General features: G+C 73.3%; 13 protein-coding genes. 2 read left to right on the top strand and 11 right to left on the bottom strand.

Features of this window, described 5'->3' with window-relative positions; genetic code table 11:
* Positions 1–63 precede the first annotated feature (63 nt).
* Genes AB0J46_RS46425 through AB0J46_RS46415 form a run of 3 tightly spaced genes read right to left on the bottom strand, consistent with a single transcriptional unit; the run spans position 64 to position 3,505 of the window.
* A complete protein-coding gene (locus AB0J46_RS46425; RefSeq protein ID WP_364342071.1) occupies positions 64–1,065 on the bottom strand; it encodes a BadF/BadG/BcrA/BcrD ATPase family protein in 1,002 nt (333 codons plus the stop codon).
* Entirely contained in the window at positions 1,062–2,285 is a 1,224-nt protein-coding gene (locus AB0J46_RS46420; protein ID WP_364342069.1) for a 6-phospho-beta-glucosidase, read from the bottom strand. The genes AB0J46_RS46425 and AB0J46_RS46420 overlap by 4 nt, the downstream gene beginning before the upstream one ends.
* Positions 2,282–3,505, bottom strand: coding sequence for an ROK family transcriptional regulator (locus AB0J46_RS46415; protein WP_358299708.1), 1,224 nt, complete (start codon positions 3,503–3,505; stop codon positions 2,282–2,284). The genes AB0J46_RS46420 and AB0J46_RS46415 overlap by 4 nt, the downstream gene beginning before the upstream one ends.
* A gap of 85 nt (positions 3,506–3,590) precedes the next feature.
* Between AB0J46_RS46415 and AB0J46_RS46410 the strand changes: the two genes are divergently transcribed.
* Complete coding sequence (locus tag AB0J46_RS46410) at positions 3,591–5,909, top strand: hypothetical protein (protein ID WP_364342067.1); 2,319 nt, start codon at positions 3,591–3,593, stop codon at positions 5,907–5,909.
* Between the two features lie 330 nt (positions 5,910–6,239).
* Here the strand turns inward: AB0J46_RS46410 and AB0J46_RS46405 are convergent, their stop codons facing one another.
* The 4 genes from AB0J46_RS46405 to AB0J46_RS46390 all read right to left on the bottom strand — a co-directional run bounded on the left by AB0J46_RS46405 (position 6,240) and on the right by AB0J46_RS46390 (position 10,207).
* The gene (locus tag AB0J46_RS46405; protein ID WP_364342065.1) at positions 6,240–7,565 is read right to left on the bottom strand and encodes an erythromycin esterase family protein; all 1,326 of its coding nucleotides are present in this window, start codon (positions 7,563–7,565) and stop codon (positions 6,240–6,242) included.
* Between the two features lie 157 nt (positions 7,566–7,722).
* On the bottom strand, positions 7,723–8,994 hold the full coding sequence (locus AB0J46_RS46400) for a hypothetical protein (protein ID WP_364342063.1): 1,272 nt from the start codon (positions 8,992–8,994) through the stop codon (positions 7,723–7,725).
* A complete protein-coding gene (locus tag AB0J46_RS46395) occupies positions 8,991–9,458 on the bottom strand; it encodes a SigE family RNA polymerase sigma factor (protein ID WP_364342061.1) in 468 nt (155 codons plus the stop codon). The genes AB0J46_RS46400 and AB0J46_RS46395 overlap by 4 nt, the downstream gene beginning before the upstream one ends.
* A 77-nt stretch (positions 9,459–9,535) precedes the next feature.
* The gene (locus AB0J46_RS46390) at positions 9,536–10,207 is read right to left on the bottom strand and encodes a TetR/AcrR family transcriptional regulator (protein ID WP_364342059.1); all 672 of its coding nucleotides are present in this window, start codon (positions 10,205–10,207) and stop codon (positions 9,536–9,538) included.
* 75 nt (positions 10,208–10,282) lie between these two features.
* On the opposite strand from AB0J46_RS46390, the gene AB0J46_RS46385 reads away from it, so the two are divergent.
* Positions 10,283–11,221, top strand: coding sequence for an MBL fold metallo-hydrolase (locus AB0J46_RS46385; RefSeq protein WP_364342057.1), 939 nt, complete (start codon positions 10,283–10,285; stop codon positions 11,219–11,221).
* A 16-nt stretch (positions 11,222–11,237) separates the two neighbouring features.
* On the opposite strand, the gene AB0J46_RS46380 is transcribed toward AB0J46_RS46385, so the two are convergent.
* The 4 genes from AB0J46_RS46380 to AB0J46_RS46365 all read right to left on the bottom strand — a co-directional run bounded on the left by AB0J46_RS46380 (position 11,238) and on the right by AB0J46_RS46365 (position 18,565).
* On the bottom strand, positions 11,238–13,640 hold the full coding sequence (locus tag AB0J46_RS46380; protein WP_364342054.1) for a cellulase family glycosylhydrolase: 2,403 nt from the start codon (positions 13,638–13,640) through the stop codon (positions 11,238–11,240).
* Between the two features lie 176 nt (positions 13,641–13,816).
* Entirely contained in the window at positions 13,817–16,237 is a 2,421-nt protein-coding gene (locus AB0J46_RS46375) for a S8 family serine peptidase (RefSeq protein ID WP_364342051.1), read from the bottom strand.
* 1 nt (position 16,238) lies between these two features.
* On the bottom strand, positions 16,239–17,408 hold the full coding sequence (locus tag AB0J46_RS46370; RefSeq protein ID WP_364342048.1) for a hypothetical protein: 1,170 nt from the start codon (positions 17,406–17,408) through the stop codon (positions 16,239–16,241).
* Between the two features lie 8 nt (positions 17,409–17,416).
* Entirely contained in the window at positions 17,417–18,565 is a 1,149-nt protein-coding gene (locus AB0J46_RS46365; protein WP_364342045.1) for a hypothetical protein, read from the bottom strand.
* Between the last annotated feature and the right edge of the window lie 6 nt (positions 18,566–18,571).

Below are 18,571 nucleotides of genomic sequence, written 5' to 3'. Positions count from 1 at the left end.
GTCTTTATCTCATCTAGGCAAGAGTCTTTACCAGACTTCTCGAACGGGAGGACACGGTCGTGTTCACAGGCATGACGGCAGCCGAGTGGCGAATCCGGTTCTGAGCCGCCGCTCCACCGCCTCGGACGTCGCGCCGAGGCGGTCCAGCCCGTGCAGGGCCGACCCCACGATCGGCGGCGCGTCCAGCACCCGGACGTCCACCCCGGGCAGCCCCCTGCCGATCCGGGCCAGCAGCCGGGCGTCCCGGCCGGTCAGCACCCCGCCCCCCAGCACGACGGGCACGCTCACCCCGCCCCAGTCCAGCCGCTCGATCGCCGCGCCCGCCCAGGCGGCGACCTCGTCGCCCAGACGCTCCACCAGCGACACGGCGACGGCGTCCCCTGCTCCCGCCACCTCGAACAGCACCGGCACCAGCTCGTGCAGCCGCTCCTCGGGCAGGCGCCCGAGGTGGAACCCCACGCACACCGAGGTGACGTCCGGCAGGCCGAAGCGGGCCGCCACGGCCTGACGCAGCAGGGTGCGCGGGCCGCGGCCGTCCTCGTCGCGCACGGCCCACCACAGCACCTCCTCGCCCAGCCATTCCCCGCCGCCCCAGTCGCCCGAGCGCCGGCCCAGCGCCGGCCACCGCGCGACCTGGCCGCCGGGGCCGCGCGCCACGCAGTTCATCCCGCCGCCGCACACCACCGCCACGCCGTACGGCACGCCCGCCCCCGCCCGCAGGATCGCGAAGGTGTCGTTGTCCACGACGACCTCGGGCGCCCACTCCCGCGCCTCGACGGCCCGCTGCAGGATCTCCTGCTCGACCGGCAGGTCACAGTGCGCCAGGAACGCCGACACCCGCTCGGCCGCGAACCCGCGGCGGCCGCTGTCCGGAGGCGGGGCCGCCTGTCGTACGGCCGCCGCCACGAGGCCGGCGAGCAGGTCGATCGCGGCGGGAAGGCGCGGCCCGTGCGGCTGGAACCCGCCGCCGCGCACCCAGGCGAGCAATTCGCCGTCGGCGCCGACCAGCGCCACGTCGGTCTTGCTGTTGCCCGCGTCGATCGCCAGGACCGCAGGCCCGGTCACGAGGCCCAGGCCTGGTGGGCCGCCAGCAGCCGGTCGGCCAGCCCCTGCGCCAGGTCGTACTGCCCCACCAGCGGATGGGCCAGCAGCGCCGCCTCCACGTGCGCCCGATCAGGGCAGGACGCCGCCCGCACCGCCAGCTCCTCGTACGCGCTGACGTGCGCGATCAGCCCCGCCTGCAGCGGCTCCACCGCCGGCACGGCCAGCGGCACGGCCCCGGCGGCGGTGATCCGCGCCGGCGTCTCGATCACCGCCGAGGCGGGCAGGAAGGGCAGGGTCCCCTCGTTGCGGACGTTGACCACCTGCACATCCCCCCGGTCATGGAGCAGCGAGGTGAGCAGGTCGACCGCGGCCGTCGAGTAGAACGCGCCGCCCCGCTGCTCCAGGAGCTCCGGCTTGTCGTCCAGCGCCGGGTACATCGCCAGCAGCCGCCGCTCCAGCTCCAGCACCTCCTGCGCCCGCGTCGGACGCCCGAGCTGCTCGGCCACCACCTGGTCGTGGGCGTAGTAGAAGCGCAGGTAGTAGGAGGGCACGACGCCCAGAGCGGTGATCAGCCCGGCGGGCAGCTCGCACTCGGCGGCCAGCTCGGCGACGTGCCGCTCGATCAGTCCCGGCAGCACGTCGACCCCGTCCACCCACGCCGAACGCTCCCACGACAGGTGATTGAGCCCGACATGTCCCAGCGTGAGCTCCGCGGGCGCGCAGCCGTGCAGCCGGGCGAACAGCCGCTGGAACCCGATGGCCACGTTGCACAGGCCGACGGCGCGATGACCGGCGTCGAGCAGGGCGCGGGTGACCAGCCCGACGGGGTTGGTGAAGTCGATCAGCCAGGCGCCGGGGGCGAGGACGCGGACCCGGTCGGCGATGCGCAGCACTTCGGGGATCGTCCGCAGGGCTTTGGCCAGGCCGCCCGCGCCGGTGGTCTCCTGGCCGACGCAGCCGCACTCCAGCGGCCAGGTCTCGTCGCCGTGCCGCGCTCGCTGGCCGCCGACGCGTAACTGCAGCAGGACGGCGTCCGCGCCTTCGACGGCGTCGTCCAGGCCGGTGGTCAGCCGGACGCGTCCGGCCCTGCCGCGCAGCATGCGGGTGGCCAGGCCGCCGACGACGGCGAGGCGTTCCCGGTCGGGGTCCATGAGGACGAGTTCGTCCAGTTCCAGGGCGGCCAGGCCGCCGGCGAGCTCGGGGGTGTAGGTGGAGCCGCCGCCGACGACGGTGACCTTCATCGGGCCTCCGCCCCGGAACCGGCGGCCTTGGCCGCCGCGGAGACCTTGGCCGCGGCCGAGATGCGGCGGGTGGCGACCGACTCCCTGAGCAGGCGCGTGCCGTGGGCCAGGCCGCCGGTCAGGACGGGCGCGTTGCCCAGCGCCGAGACCTCGACGGCGGGCGGGTGGCGCAGCATGCCCGCCAGCGCGGCGCCGATCTCCGGCAGGATGCTCGCGCAGGCCAGCCCGATGCCCCCGCCGAGCACCACGAGCTCGACGTCGGCGACCCGCGAGATGGTGGCGATCCGCGACGCGATCCGCCGGGCCTCCTCGGCGACGATGGCCGAGGCCAGCCCGTCCCCCCGGGACGCGGCGGCGAAGATGGCCTCCGGCGTGGCGTCGAGTCGCAGCGTGGTGTCGCCGTCGCGCAGACCTGCCGCGATCCAGGCGCGGGCCCATTTCATCAGCGCGTCCCCCGAGGGGCTGTCGGGCAGCTCGTCCTCGCCGGGCGCGGGGTCGTCGACCTCGCCGGCGGCCCCCCGATGCCCTCGATGGGCCCGGTCGCCCAAGATCAGCCCGGCCCCGACGCCGGCGCCGATGGACAGGAACGCGAAGTCGGCGACCCCCCGCCCGGCGCCCAGGGCGTGCTCGCCGATCACCGCCAGGTTGACGTCGGTCTCGACCTCGGCGGGCACGCCGAGCGCGGCCTCCAGCCCGGACCGGATCGCCATGCCCTCCAGCGCGGGCCGGTTGCTCTGCCGGATGACCCCCTCCTCGGGATCCACCACGCCCGGCACCCCGGCCGCGACCAGCTCGATCCCCCCGCCGCCCGCCGCCGGACCGCCGGGGGACAGGGTGTCGCGGACGGCCACGGCGGCCCGCAGGATCGTCGCCGGGTCGGAGTCGTCGATGCGTTCGTCGTGCCTGGCCAGCATCGTGCCGCGCAGGTCGCACAGCGCGCCGCGGACGAAGCGGGTGCCGATGTCCAGGGCCAGGACGTGGGCCAGCGTGTGGACCGGCTCGAAGTAGACGGCGCCGTAATGCATCTCGCCGGGCGGTTCGGCCTGGCGGACCAGGCCGGCGGAGGCGAGGAGGTCGAGGGCGTTGGCCACCGTCGGCTTGGTCATGCCGGTGCGGCGGCTCACCTCGGCCCGTGAGATCGGCGGGTCGGCTCGAATGGCCTCCAGGACCACGGATGCGTTGATCTCGCGCAGGGTGGTGAGCGTCGCATGCTGGGACATGGCCCGAATTCTAGTAAAGACTCTTGCCCGGATGCAATAAAGACTCTTTACTGTATCTCGCAGCCCCCTCATCCGGAGGAACCCCATGGCACGACTCCAGAACCTCCTGCTCGCCGCGACCGTCGCGCTCGGCGCGGGACCGGCCGTCACCGCCGCACCCGCCTCGGCCGCCACGGTCGTCGACCCCTTCGTCCTCCAGGTCGGCGCCACGCTGCCGGCTCTGCACGGCAGGATCACCGCTCTCGCGGCCGGCCCCGGCGGCGTCGTCGCCGCCGCCCACGACAAGGGCCTGGCCCGGTACGCCGCCGGCGCCTGGACCTCCCTGTCGGCCACCGCCGCCCACAAGGTCGTCTGGCGCGGCGACGACCTCGTCGCCCTCACCGCCGGCGGCCTGCTGACGATCAGGAACGCGGCGAAGGCCGGCCAGAAGACGGGGGAGGGCGACGAGGTCGCCAAGGGCGCCGATCGGCTGCCGCCGGCAGTCGATCCGGCCACGGCCCTGCTGCTCGGCGGCGACGACGTGATCCTCGTCCAGGGCGACCGCCTCTACCGCAAGGGGCCCGGCGGCTCGTGGCGTCCCGACCGGCTGCCCGGGCAGGCCACCGCCGCCGCCCGCGCCGCATCCGGGGCCGTCGCCGTCGCCACCGCCACCGGCGTCTTCGAGCACACCGGCCGGTCGTGGGCCCAGATCTCACCCGCCCCCGGCACCACCCACCTGGCCTACGACTCCAAGGGCCGCCTCTGGCTGGCCGGCCCCACCGGCCTCACGCTCCGGGACGGCGCCACGCTCAAGCAGTACGGCCCCGCCGAAGGGCTGCCCATGCTCGGCTTCACCGCGATCGCCCCCGGCGCCGGCGGCGACGTCTGGCTCGGCACGGCCAAGGGCGCCGTGCACTTCGACGGCGTCACCTGGGAGTACCGGCAGGGCCGCCGCTGGCTGCCCGACGACGCGGTCGCCGCGATCACCGTGGACGGGAACGCCAACGCCTACTTCGGCACCGCCACGGCCGCCGGCGTCATCGAGGCCCGCCGGACCACGCTGGCGGAGAAGGCGGCCGTCTACGAGCAGGCCATCGACGCCAGGCACAAGCGCACCCCGTACGGCTTCGTCGAGGGCATCGGGCTGGCCAGGCCGGGCGACCTGACCCAGTACGGCCAGGGCGCGAGCGACAACGACGGCCTCTGGACGGGCATGTACGGCGCGGCCGAGGCGTTCCGGTACGCCGCCACCAAGGACGGCACGGCCAAGGCCAACGCGCGCAAGGCGTTCGAGGCGCTGAAGTTCCTCGGCGACGTCACCCAGGCGGGCACCAACCCGGCGCCCAAGGGCTTCATCGCCCGCACGATCCTGGAGACCACCGCCACCGACCCCAACATCAAGGACAACGAGCAGCACGACCGCGACAAGCAGAAGGGCGACGCGTACTGGAAGATCCTGGTCCCGCGCTGGCCCAAGAGCGCCGACGGCAAGTGGTTCTGGAAGACCGACGCCAGCTCAGACGAGCTGGTCGGCCACTACTTCCTCTACGCGCTCTACCACGACCTGGTCGCGACCGGCGCGGAGAAGGACGAGGTGGCGGGTGTGATCACCAGGCTCACCGATCACCTGATCGACCACGACTTCTCCCTGGTCGACCATGACGGCAAGCCCACCCGCTGGGGCTTCTTCAACCCGAAGGAGCTCAACGGCAACCCGTGGCGGCGGGAGGAACGCGGCCTCAACAGCCAGACGATCATCACTTTCCTCACCATCGCCCAGCATGTCGCGAAAAATCCAGAAAAGTATGCGCAGGCCAAGGCCAAGCTCATCGACGAGCACGGCTACGACCTGAACACCCAGCAGCCCAAGGTCACCCCGGGCGTCGGCGGCGGCAACCAGTCCGACGACGAGATGGCGTTCATGAACTACTACCACCTGCTCCGCTACGAGCAGGACGCCGACCTGAAGGCCACCTGGGCCCGCTCCCTCTACGACTACTGGCAGCAGGAGCAGTACGAGCTCAACCCGTTCTTCAACTTCATCGCCGGCCTCACGCTGAAGGACCAGGTCTGGACCGACGCCTACGGCCCCTTCCCGCTGGAGATGACCGGGCCCTGGCTGGAGCAGTCGATCGACACGCTCAAGCGCTTCCCGATCAACATGGTCGACTGGAAGCAGAGCAACAGCCAGCGCCTCGACATCGTCAACCTCGGCCGGCACATCCGGCCCGACGCCGACCCGAAGAAGCTCGGCATGCTGCGCAGCGGCACCGTGCTCCCGATCGACGAGCGGGTGATCAGCCACTGGAACCACGACCCGTACAAGCTGGACCAGGGCGGCGACGGCTACGGCGAGAACGACGGCACCTCGTACCTGCTGCCGTACTGGATGGGCCGGTACCACGGGTTCATCGCCGAGAAGTGAGCCGTCCGCCGAGTTCTCATCCCCGGCCACATGTGAGCCATGAGGCCGGTGCTGAACAGTCGTCCGCATGGAATTCACCGGCTGCGGAAGGACCGCGGTGGAGGGGCTGGTGATGTTCGACGTGTCCTGACGCGGTCCGGTACGCCGGGCTCGGCCACAAGCCGGCCACAACTCCTCGCCGTACCTTCGTCCCCGTTCCGCGCGACGCCGCGCGGAACGGGAACGGCACAGACGCGCGGCTCGGCTGGCAAGTTCGTCACCGTGTACCCGCCGGACGACCGCGCCGCCGTGCTGATCGCGGAGGAGCCGCGGGCCCCACCTACTGCCTCGCTACTTGAGCACCTGCGCCGAACGCACTTCGTGCAGGTGGACCAGCACGTCGAAGGCGCGGGACAGGGCGGTGTCGAGCAGCGGGTACGGGTACTGCGTGCCGATGTTGCGGGTCGGGCGAGCCACCGCGAGCCAGTCGCGCGCGGCGGCCGGCGCGGTGCGCATGTCGAGGTAGAAGTCGTCGTAGCGGACCCGGTCGAGGGTGTGCTCGTTGCTGCCGGGCTCGGCGGGACCGGCGGTGAACTGCTTCCAGTCGCCGCCCACCGCGGCGTCCTTGGACAGGAAGGATCCGCGGTCGAAGGTGAAGCCGACGGCGACGTACTTCTTGCCCAGCATGTCGCGCAGGTAGGCACCCTGCGTCTTCGGGTAGAGCGCGGGATCGCCGGAGACGTACCCGACGTGGGTGTTCTGCGCGGACATGAGGATCTTGCCGCCGTGGTGTCGCAGCCACCAGACGGTGTTGTCTGCCATGACCTGGTCGCGGTAGCGCTCGATGACGCTCAGCCAGGACTTGTCGGCCAGGTCGTAGCCGGCGAACTTGGCGGTCTGGGCGATGAACCGGGCATCCTGGACGGCGCTGTCGTACGCGGCCGACGCCTGCGGCCCTCCCAGGCTGACAAGCAGGTCGAGCGCCTGCTGAGCCTTGGCGGCGAGCTGCCGCCGTTCGTCCAGCGGCCGGTTCAGGTAGGCGAAGACGTCGTCGAGCGGGCGCAATCCCTCGTACAGCGCGGCGAGGGGAGCGGTGGAGTCCGGGTGGGCGCCCCGGACGTACCGCGCGACGCGGGCGAAGACCTCCTCGCCCACCTGCGGCGCGCCGAGGTCGTCGCCCATGACGTGCAGCGGGCGGCCGGGGTTCCGGCGGTTGTGCTCGCGCATCCGCTCCAGCATCCCGACGAGTTCCGCACGCTCCCACGGCGAGGCCCGCAGCACCTCCTTGGCGATGGCCCGCAGGTCGCCCTTCCCCGTCCGCAGGTACTCGTCCAGCCGCATCCCTCCCGACCAGCTGGCCTCCAGCGCGAACGTGGTGAAACCCTTCTTCTCCACGAGGTAACGGAAGGCCCGCTCCTTCACCGTGAAGAACTCATGCGAACCGTGGGTCGCCTCACCCATGCCGACAACCTGGGCGTCGCCCACCATCCGGCCGAACGCCCTCAGGTCGCCCGACTCCGCGCCCGGCTCGGTCGAGCGCAGTTCCTGGGCCGCCGCCTCCAGAGCTCGCACGGGCTCGGCGGGCGCGGCGGGCTCGGCCGCGAAGGCCGCCTGGGCCAGGACGGGCACGAGGGTGAGGCCCGCCGCGAGGGCGGCGAGCTTCCGGCCAACGGTCATGTCACTTGCTCCTTGGTGTCGTTCCTGCTTGACGCCAAGAACCGTATGACGCGCCCGGACCCCCACACGATGCCGCTGACCTGCGCATTTTTCGGCGTACGCACTGCCCCGAACAGGTAGGGCCAGCCCTACCGAGGCCGCCCTCGCGCGGCCGTGCTCACCGGGGGACGGCCGCCAGGTTCAGCACGGTGTACTCCTTGCCGCCGCCGCGGGTCTTGACCTGGCACCCCCCGTTCGCGCACCGCTCGTAGGACTTCTCGTCGGCGTCCCAGAAGACGGTGGTGGACGGCGCGGAGGAGGACGCCCCCGAACCCACGTTCCCGGACGACACGCCCCCGGAACGTTCCCCGATCCCGGCCATCGTGCCCGTCGTCAGGTCGTAGAGCAGGGCGATCGGCACGCCGCTCTTGTCGCGGTCCGGGTCGTAGACCTGGAACAGCGCGTACGAGCCGCCCAGCAGCGTCCGCCGGGGCCGTGGCCGCAGCCCTTCGGGCAGGGTCCTGCGCTCGGCCCCGTCGATCCGCTGCACGAACGCGTGCCCGTCCAGCATCCCGACGCACCACTGCGCGTCGCACTGCACGTACTCGGCCCTGTCGGGCAGCGCGACGTCGGCCGAGCGGCCGGTCTCCAGGTCGACGACGCGGTTGTGGTTCGCGAACGGCTGATCGTCGCTCAGCCCGGCCGCCCACGGCCAGGCCGTCAGGTGCAGCCCGTCGGTGGCGGGCAGCCGCTCGGGGGCGCCGCCGGTCAGCGGCATGCGATAGACGCCGCCCTCCTTCACCGACCACACGAGCGAGTCGCCGGTGAGGGCGATCCTGTCCACGTCGGCGTCGACCTCGCCCACGCGCCTGGCCTTGCCGCCCTGTGCGGGCATGACCCAGAAGTCCGTCCAGGGGATGCTGTCCTGCGGGGTCGCGCCGAACCAGGCGATGTACTCGCGGCTGGCGGTGAAGAGCTGAGGGTAGTACTTCTTGCGCGGGCTGGGGATGTCACCGAGCACCCGGGTCGTCCCCGAGGCCGAGTCGTGCACCTCCAGCTGACCGGCCTTCTCGAAGGCCGACTCCGCGACCAGCAGCACTTCCGTCGCGCTCAGGCCGGTCACCGGATGCATGCGCCGCCCCGCTGAGTCCTTCGTGGGCACCTTGACGACGGCCTCGGGCCACAACTCGACGGCGGGCCGCGTGGCGGGCAGGGAGGGGGAAGGCGTGACCTGCACGGCGGGCGGGGCGTCCGGCCCGTCCTCGCCCGACAGGACCGCGGTCGTGCCGCCCGCGACCACCACGACCGCGACCGCCGCGAGCAGGACCTGCACCCGCTGCCTGATACGCCGGGCACGCCGCCGCCGGGCCACGCCGCCCACCAAGTCGCGGCCTTCCACCTGTTGCGCCGCCGTGCGCAGCGTCCGGATCAGGTCCTGTTCGTCGCTCATCGTGCCTCCTGAAACACGCGCTTGATCCGGAGCTTGTCCAACGCGCGGGCGGCCTGGCTCCGTACGGTCCCGCGGGCGACGCCGAGGATCTCGGCGATCTCGTGATCCGGCAGGTCCTCGTAGTAGCGCAGCACGAGCACGGCCCGCTGCCGGCGCGGCAGCTCCTGCAGCCCCGCCCACAGGGCGGCGTCGCCGTACTGGTCGAGGCTGCCGTGGTCGGGGACGGTGGCGACCAGCTCCTCGCGATCACGCCGACGCCACGACCTGATGTGCAGCCTGACCATGGTCGTGCGGACGTAGCCCTCAGGGTCGTCCTTCCTGCGCACCCGTGGCCAGGCGTCCCCCAGGCGAGCCAGCGCCTCCTGCACGAGATCGGCCGCGTCCTCGGCGTTGCCGGTCAGCACGTAGCCGTACCGAAGGAGCGCGTCCCCCCGTGCTCGGACGAACTCGTCGAAATCTTCCACGAAACCAAGGATCAGGACGGAGGCCCTACTGTTGCACGACGCTTTCGGGAGCCGAAGGACGTCCCCCTTGAAGGGGGTCAGCCGCGGGCGCGGCGGGCCAGGCGCTCGGTGTGCGCCGAGCGGCCCGCGGGGCGGCCCGCCGCGTGCGACGCCTCCTGGGCCAGGCCGTTGAGCGTGGTACGGACCACGCGCGTGGTCTGGAGATCGACCGCGCGCGGGTCGTCGAAGTGCACCAGGCCATCGGCCAGCAGCACGGCCAGCCCGTGCAGCGCGGCCCACACCACGAACTCCGCCCCCTCGCGGGCGGGCTCCGGCAGGCCGCCGGCCGCGGCGAGCCGGTCGAGCTCCGCGGTGAGGACGTCGTGCGGGTGGGGGGAGATGGCGGAGTCGGGGGCGGTGGCGCCGCCGCGCAGCACGAGCCGGGCGACGGCCGGGTCGTCGAGCGACCAGCGCACATAGCCGCACCCCAGGGCGATCAGCCGCAGCTGCGGGTCGTCGGCCTGCCCGGGTGCGCGCTCGCAGTCGTGCCGCAGGCGCTCCCCGAGCCAGGCGAGCGTGCGCTCGGACAGGGCGCGCACCAGCGTGTCGCGGGAGGCGAAGTGGTGGTAGGCGGCGCTGGGGCTGACGCCGACGCGGGCCGAGGCCTCGCGCAGGGACCAGCCGTCGGCGCCGCGCTCGCGCACGAGAGCCTCGGCGGCGTCGAGCAGCGCGCTGCGCAGGTCACCGTGGTGGTATCGCCCTTTCGCCATCGCCCGATCTTAACACTGATCAGATCTCTGCTACGCTCGCCAGCATCTCAACAGTGTTCAGATTGGAGCCGGATCATGTGCCCCGCCGATGTGACGCCGAACCCGTCCCCTGACCTGACCGACCTTCCCGACGTGCGGACGAGCCCGCCGCCGGTCGTGCGCGGCGAGCCCGTCGAGGTGTCCGACGGCGTGTACGTCATCCCCGACAACCGCGTCGAGCTCGTCCCGAACGTCGGCATCGTCGTGGGCGAGCACGCCGCGCTGGTCGTCGACACCGGCATGGGCCCCCGCAACGGCGACCATGTCCTGGAGCAGGCCCGGCGCCTGGCCGGCGACCGGCGGCTGTACCTGACCATCACGCATTTCCACCCCGAGCACGGGTTCGGGGCGCAGGCGTTCAAGGGCGCCGCGACGATCGTCTACAACGCCGCCCAGCGCGCGGAGCTGCACCGGAAGGGCGCCGCCTACGTCGAGATGTTCAAGGGGCTGAGCGCCGCCGCGGCGGCCGAGCTCGAAGGCGTCGAGCTCGTCGATCCCGACCTGGTCTACGAGGGCCGGGCCGAGATCGACCTCGGCGGGCGCAAGGCGGCGCTGCGGGCGGTCGGGCCCGCGCACACGGGCTCCGACCAGGTCGTCGTCATCGACGACCGGGTGTTGTTCGGCGGCGACCTGATCGAGACCCGCATCTTCCCGATCGCGCCGTACTTCCCGCCGTACGACGTGGACGTGGACGGCCCCGGCTGGATCGGCGTGCTCGACGACCTGATCGCCGGCGCGCCCGAGATCGTCGTGCCCGGCCACGGGGAGGTGGGCGGCGTCTCCTTGATCCGCGACGTCCGCGACTACCTCGACTACGTGCACGGCGAGGTCGCACGGCTGCGCGCGGCCGGAGCCTCCGCCGACGAGACGGCCGCGCGGATCGACGAACAGGCGCGCGCCCGCTGGACCACCTGGGAACGCCCCGAGTGGATCGGCTTCGCCGCCCGCGCCTTCTACGCCTGCGGCCACCGGTGACGTGACCGGGGGAGCGCTACGCGTCCGCCGTCACGCTGTAGGAGCCCGAGGTGCAGCCGGTGACACGCCAGCCGCCCGGCGCCTGCCGGACGGCGACGCCGCTGAGCCCGGTGCCGCGGACGGACGGCCGCACGTCGCCCGGGAACCAGACGTCGAGCCCGCACCCGCTGCCCTCGCCCCGGGCCGTGAGGCTCGCGCGGTCCGACGTCAGGCCGGTCAGGCGGCCGGGGGCGGCGCGGGGGTAGGGGCGTGAGAGCTCGGCGACGTATTCGGCGGGCGGAGGCAGGTCCTTTCCGGTGGCGCAGTCCTCGATCATGAGGTTGCCGCCGGTCTCGGCGCCGGCACTGGCGTGGGCGTCGCCGCAGGACTGCTTCCAGACCCAGAACGCGCCTCCGATGCGGTGCCGGTCCTCCTGGTCGGTGTATCTCGCGATCGGCGCGGCGGCGGGGTCGCCGAACCAGCCCCACTCGCCCGACCAGAGCCCGGCGCCGTAGTACTTCGCCGCCCGGCTCGCCAGCTCGAAACCGCGCTCGATGCTCGTGACGGTGAGGCCGGTGCCCTGCTCGATGGTGATCGACTCGTTGTAGAGGTGGGGAGCGAAGACGAGCAGCCGGTCGTCGGTGAAGTCCTTGGGTACCGGGACCTCGAAGCCGAGCCCCGACCAGAGCACGGACGGCTCGAAGAAGACCAGGTGGGGGAAGCCGCGCCGCTCGCCCGCCCGGATGGCCTTGATCGCCCGGTCGTAGTAGCGGCCGAGCAGGACGCCGGAGGTGATCGGCGGCGCCTCGCCGAAGCCGGGCTCGTTCAGCAGGTCGTATCCGGCGACCATCGGCTCGTTCGCGAACCGCTCCGCCAGCATGCCCCAGGCGGCGACCAGGCGGGTCTGGATGCCGTCCCGGTCCTGGTAGAAGTTGGTGAAGGCGCGGGCGACGGCCGGGGAGATGTCGCGTCCGGTGAACTCGCACCTGGGGGCACCGTCGAAGCGGTCGGCCCAGGTGGGGGCGCCGTCCCAGCCGTGCATCGGGGAACCGTCGGCGCAGGTGGTGCCGGGGGCGGCGGCGACGCCCTTTCCCCACGCGTCCTGGTGCATGTCGATGACCGTGCGCAGGCCGTGCCGGGCCGCGGTCTCGACGGCCCAGGAGATCCTGGCGAGGTAGGCCGGGTCATAGTGGCCGGGCCGGGGTTCCAGCGCCGACCAGGACAGGGCGAGACGGACGACGTTGAAGCCCATCCGCGCCATGCCGGCGAAGTCGGCCTCGGTGAGCGGCCGCGTCACCGCCTTGTCCTGAAATTGCTGGAAATAGTCTTCGAGCTGGTTGACGTTCACGCCACGCAGCAGCACCTCGTTGCCGTCGGCGTCGACGATCCTGCGGTCGGCCGAGAGCGTCAGCCCCGGGGTGCGCGGCGGCTGCGCGGTCGTGGCGCCGGGTTGCAGGAGCGGTAAGGCGAGCGCCGCCGCGGCCACGACGACCGCCATCGGGATCGGCGCGGCCAGGGCGACGCCCTTGCGCGCCGGACGGGTGGCGTCGAGGAAGGCGACGAGCAGCGCCGTCGCCAGGGCGAGCAGGGCGCCGAAGGAGAGCGCGGGGGCGAGGCGGAGCATGATCGCCGGGGCCCAGAACAGGCCGCCGCCCGCCAGGTCGCCGGGGATCCCGACGGCCACCTCGACCAGGCCCAGCGTCCCGGCCGCCCCCAGCGCGGAGAGCCCGGCCACGACGGCCCTGGGCGAGGTGGTGGCGCTGAGCCGGCGGTGCGACGCCCAGGTCAGCACGCCGAGCAGAGTGACGGCGGCCAGGCAGCCCAGCGGTCCCGCCTCGGGCGCGGGGGCCAGCGGGGAGTCGCCGATGGCATAGCCGACGGGCGAGCCGCCCCACCACACCCCGCCGACCGACGCGGCCAGGACCACGGCCACTCCCGCCGCAGCCCATCCCGGCGCCGACGCCCCCGAGCCCTCGGCGGGCCCCGCGGACGCCGACGTGGCAGAAGGCGGGACGAGGCGGCGGTGCAGAAGCTGGGCGAGCCAGGCGGCCGCCGCCACCGGCAGGCCGAAGACCGCCGCCTTGACGCCGGTGAAGCCGGTCGACCACACCAGGTAGAGCGCGTCGTCGAAGGTCATCGCCAGCGACATCAGCAGCTTCGCCGCCATCGCCGACCACACCACCGCGCCCCACACCAGCAGCGCCGTACGCAGCGGGGCACGTCCACGGGCGACCGCCCAGGTCAGCGCTCCGACCCCCGCCAGCAGCAGCGGCACGTAGACGGCCGGGGCGGCCACCTGCCAGAGCCCGGCGACGGGCAGCAGATCGGCCCCGGTCCAGGTGTACGGCGCGGCCAGCCCCGACGGGTCGAACACCGCTCCCAGCGCGAGGACGGCGGCCAGTACCACGACGGCGATCGGCGACAACCAGCGGTTCCTCATAGTGACGGCGACCATACATGAGCATCGCTCACAAATGAAGAGTCCAAGATCTACGAACACGCGCGGTCGCGCTCGGGGTTGGTAGCAGGGCTCCTTGCGTAGGTGGCCCTGGAAGTCGGGATGAACGGCCCCGGGCACCGTTCTCCGGGGCCCGTCAGGGACGGGCCCCGGAGGGGCTACTTCTTCTCGCAGGTGCGGTGGCCGAGGAAGACGTCGTCGATTCCCCACCACCCGGACAGCTGGCCGAGGAAGGTGAACCGGACCCGCACCGCGTTCCGGCCGAACGCCTGGGGCAGCTCCACGACCTGCAGCCCAGGTCCGCGAGCCCCGGGGTAGCCGGCCTTCTTCCAGACGTTCGCCCAGGTCCGGCCGCCGTCGAGGCTGACGTCCACGAGCGCCGTGCCGTTCACCCTCGGCTCCAGGTCGGAGGCGAACTGCAGGGCCGGGGCGGCGGCCTTGGACAGGTCCACGGTCGCCGACGTCAGCGTGGTCTCCTGGACGTGGTGCAGGCCGTAGTGGTCGGAGTCCACGATCGCGAACCCGCCCTTCCCGCCCGTCCTGTTGGTACGGCCGCCCGGATCGTTCAGCACCCAGCCGGGCCCGTGGGCGTACCCGGGGAACCCGGGATCGGCGTTGGTGACGCTCCACCCGCCCGGCAGCCCGGAGTCCAGCCGTTCCGTGACGCCCTCCAGGACCGGCTCGTAGCCGGGGGCCTCGCAGGCCAGGGTCACCGTGAGCGCGAAGTCCTCGGTGAGCGGCGCCGTGCCGACCGTCACCTGCCGGACGGCCGGGGTGTAGCCGCGCGGCACGGCCGCCGCCTCCAGCGTGTACGTCGTGCCGGGCAGCAGGTCCAGCCGGTACGCGCCGGTCTCGGCGTCGGACTCGGCCGTCCAGGTGTGCCCGGCGCCGTCGGAGGCCGTCACCTTGGCCGCCAGCGGCCAGCCCTGGCCTGAGCCGTCCCGCACGGTGCCGCCGACCTGGACCCGCGCGGTCGGCACGAGCCGGACGTCGAGCGTGACCGTGCCGTCCTTGGCGATCGTGGCGGTTCCCGTGGCGTCGTCGTAGCCGAACGCCCTGACCTTCACCTGGTACTCGCCGCCGATCAGCCGCAGCGAGTAGTCGCCCGCCTGGCCGGTCACGGCGTCGCGGGAGCGGGCGCCGGTCACGGAGACGGTGGCGCCGGGCACCGGCTCGCCCGTCTCCGCGTCGGTGACGGTCCCGGCCAGCGTGCCGAGCCCGACCTCGGCGACGGCCAGCAGCGCCGAGGCGTCCAGCCGCCCCTCGCCGAACACGTTGTTGTCCTCGGCGGGGCCGCCGCACTGGGCGTCGGCCGTGTCGATCGCGGACGCGTCCAGCAGTGCCCGGGTGCCGTCGAGGTCGCGTACCAGGTCGGGGAAGGCGGACCACAGCAGCGCGACGGCGCCGGCCGCGTGCGGCGCCGCCATGGAGGTGCCCGACATCAGCCCGTAGGAGCCGCCGGGCAGCGCCGAGCGCACGTCGACGCCCGGGGCCGCGATGTTCGGCTTGGTCTCGCCGTTCTGGCCGGGGCCGCGGCTGGAGAAGGAGGCGATCGTGCCGTTCACGTCGTAGGCGCCGACGGAGTAGTTGAGCGTGCGGCTGCCGGGCGAGCCGCTGGTCTTGCACGACGGGCCGCTGTTGCCGTTGGCCCAGACGCCCATGATGCCCGAGGCCGCCCACGCCTGCAGGATGTCCTCGATGATCGGCTCGTCGGTCGGCTCCGTCGAGCTCCACGAGTTGTTGATGATGTGCGGCCGCTTGCTGACGTCCGGGTTCTGGCCGTGGCTGTCGGTGGGGGCCAGCATCCACTGGGCGGCCGCGACGAGGTCCTCCTCGCTGCAGGTCTGGCAGCCGTTCGCGGTGATCCACTTCACGCCGGGGGCGACGCCGATCTGGTTGCCCTGGCCGTCGTCGCCGGCCATGGTGCCCATGGTGTGGGTGCCGTGCCCGTGCGTGTCGCAGGGAGCGCCGCCCGCGCAGTGCCCCGAGGTGTCCAGCCAGTTGTAGTCGTGGGTGACGGTGCCGTCGGCGTTCGTGCCGCGGTAGGAGGCGCGCAGGGCGGGGTGGTCGAACTGCACGCCGGTGTCGATGTTGGCGATGACGATGTCCTCGCCGCGCCGCCCGTACTGCTTCCAGACGTCGTCGGCGTTGACGTCGGCCACGCCCCACTCCACGCCCGTGCCGGCCGCGCCGGCGGCGGCCCGCCGCACCGGCTCCGCCAGCGTGTACGTCTTCGGCGGCCGCACCTGCCGCACGCCGCCCATCGCGGTCAGCTTCCTGACCTGGGCCGGGGTCGCGTCCTTGACCAGGATCGCGTTGGTGACCCAGAACGACTCGCTGTCCAGCTTCTCGTCCTTGAGGTACTTCCTGACGTCGGACTGGGTGCGGACGGCGGTGTCCTTGAGCGCGTCCACGACGAGCCGGCCGCGCGCGGTCCTGGAACGCGCCTTGGGGGCGGCCGACAGGTTGGCCTCCGGCTTGAGGATCACCCAGACGTCGCCCGGCGCCGCCTGTGCGGGCAAGGCCGGGGTCAGCCCCGCCACCAGGGCGAGGACGGGGAGTAAGGCCCGGAATCGCATGTCAGCCCTTTCCGCAGGTGAGTCTGGCGGCCATCGGCCGCACCTCCTGGGCGACCTCGGAGATCGTCAGGCCCACGGCCCACACGTTGTCCGGTCCGCTGCCGTGCACGTCCAGGAAGTTGTAGGTCAGGCCGTTCATGCGCGGCCCGGGATGGGAGACCGTCGTCCAGGCGGAGCCGTCCCAGTGCAGGAACTCCTCCTCCTGGCCGGGACCGACGTCCCCGACGGCCCAGACGTCGCCGGGGGCGGCGGCGTAGACGCTGTCGAGACGGCTGTTGCCCAGGTCGGGCAGCGTCGTGACGCTGCTCCACGCGGTGCCGTCCCAGTGCATGACCAGGGCGGCCGCCTCGTTGTCGGTTCCGTCGCGGCGCCGGCTGCCGACCGCCCACACGTCGTCGGGGCCGGTGCCGGAGACCGCGAAGAGGGCGCCGGTCGGGTGCGGGGCCGGCACCTCCGTCCACCGCGTGCCGTCGAAGTGCTGGACGAGCGGGCTGACGACGCCGTCGGCGTCGCGCTGGTTGCCCACGGCCCACACGTCGCCGGGCGCGACGGCGGTGACGGCGCGCAGGATCGACTCCGGGCGGCCGGAGGCCGGGTTCTCGACGATCGACCAGCGCCGGCCGTCCCAGCGCTCGATCAGCGCGGCGGTGGGCGGGTTCAGGTCGCCCTTCTTGGCCCCGTAGGTGTAGCCGACGGCCCAGGCGTCGTTCCTCGACACCGAGGCGACGTCGGCCAGGTAGAGGCCCGTCGTGGCCGCCGCAGGAGAGACGGCCGTGGGGTGGAGCGTCCACCGCCGCCCGTCCCAGCGGGCGGCCTGCGTGGTGTCGGCGCCGGTGCCCATGTGGTCGAGCAGCAGCCAGCCGCCGCTGGGGGAGTGGAAGGAGCTGGCCTCGGCGCTCTGCCTGGTGTGCGGCGGGACGGGCGGGCGGGGGGCGTCGCGTGGCCGGCCGCCGCGCAGGTCGCCGATCCAGGCCGCCGGTGACCCGCTGGAGGAGGACCCGGTGAACAGGGCCTCCCGGGCGGAGAAGACGGTGACGTCCTGCGGATAGCTGTCGACCGGCGTGATCGCGGAGGTGTCGACGACGTTCCAGGACGGCACGCAGCCTCCCGGCGCGGCCGAGGGCGTGGTGAGAGTGGTCGCCAGCAGTACGCCGGCAATGATGGTCTTCATGGGCTCTCCTAGAAGGCGCCGATGCCGTTGGGGCTGCCGTAGCCGGTCGGGCCGTCGTAGCCGGGACGGGCGTTGCACAGCTCGGGCGCGGCGCAGGTGCCGGTCCTGCCCGCCGTGATGTCGAACAGGTGGCCCTTGCCCGCCTGCAGCTGCCTGCCCGGCGTGATCAGGTCGCCGTTGCCGGCCAGCGCGTACACCCCGGCCACCAGCGCGGCGGCGATCGGGGTGCCGCCGACCGCGACCCAGCCGCCGTAGGAGTAGCTGTCGTAGACGGCGACGGGCGTTCGCAGGTCGGCCACGGCGGCCGTGTCGGCGACGGTGCGCTTGGCGCCGCACGCCCCCTTCGGCTGCCAGGCGGGCCGCGCGACGTAGACCGAGCAGCCCGAACCCGATCCGGACCAGGCGGTCTCGCCCCAGCCACGCGGGCCGGCCTGACGGTACAACGTGGTGCCGCCGACGGCCGTGACCGTCCCGTAGGCGGCGGGCACGAGCTGCCTGCCCGTCTTGGCGGGGAAGCCGCCGTCGCCGCTCGGCGCGGTGACGGGCACGCCGGGGTGCGCGTAGTGGGCGGCGTGGGCGAGCTCGCCGGCGTACTCCGGCAGGCCGTACGGCGTGGTGACGACCGTGGCCCCCTGCTCGACGGCCTGGTCGACGGCCAGGCCGAGGTTCTCGGCGCCGGCGTCGTCGGCCTCGACCAGCAGCAGCCTGCAGTTGGGGCAGGCGGCCGCGGCGATGTCGAGCGCGGCGCTGCTGTTCAGCGACCAGTCCGGGTTCGCGCCCGGCGGCTCCTCGCCGCCGCGCTGGTTGACCTGGCGGAAGCAGTCGAACTCGCCCTCGCAGGGCGGCAGCCCGTTCGCCTTGCGGTAGACGGCGAGATCGTTGCCCGCGTTCGGGTTGTGGTACGGCACGATGACCGCGATCGTCTGGCCGCCGCCCAGCCGCGCCGACGGCAGCCGGTAGGCCTGCTGCAGGTCGGCGGCGGAGAACGGCTGCGGCAGCCCGGCCGCCTTGGCCTCCGCGGCCGGCCGGGCGGTCAGCAGGCAGCCGGCCGACCCGGCCCGCGCTGCCGGGCAGGAGCGCGCGGGATCGGCCTGCGCCGGAACGGCGGGCCCGGCGAGGAGCAGGGCGGCCGCGGCCGCCGCGATGAGTTTCACCATGATGAG

Origin of the sequence: Nonomuraea sp. NPDC049758, from assembly GCF_040674635.1 — a bacterium.
Taxonomy (GTDB): Bacteria; Actinomycetota; Actinomycetes; order Streptosporangiales; family Streptosporangiaceae; genus Nonomuraea.
The sequence above is the reverse complement of the archived record's forward strand: the minus strand, read 5'-3'. Positions and strand labels throughout refer to the sequence as shown.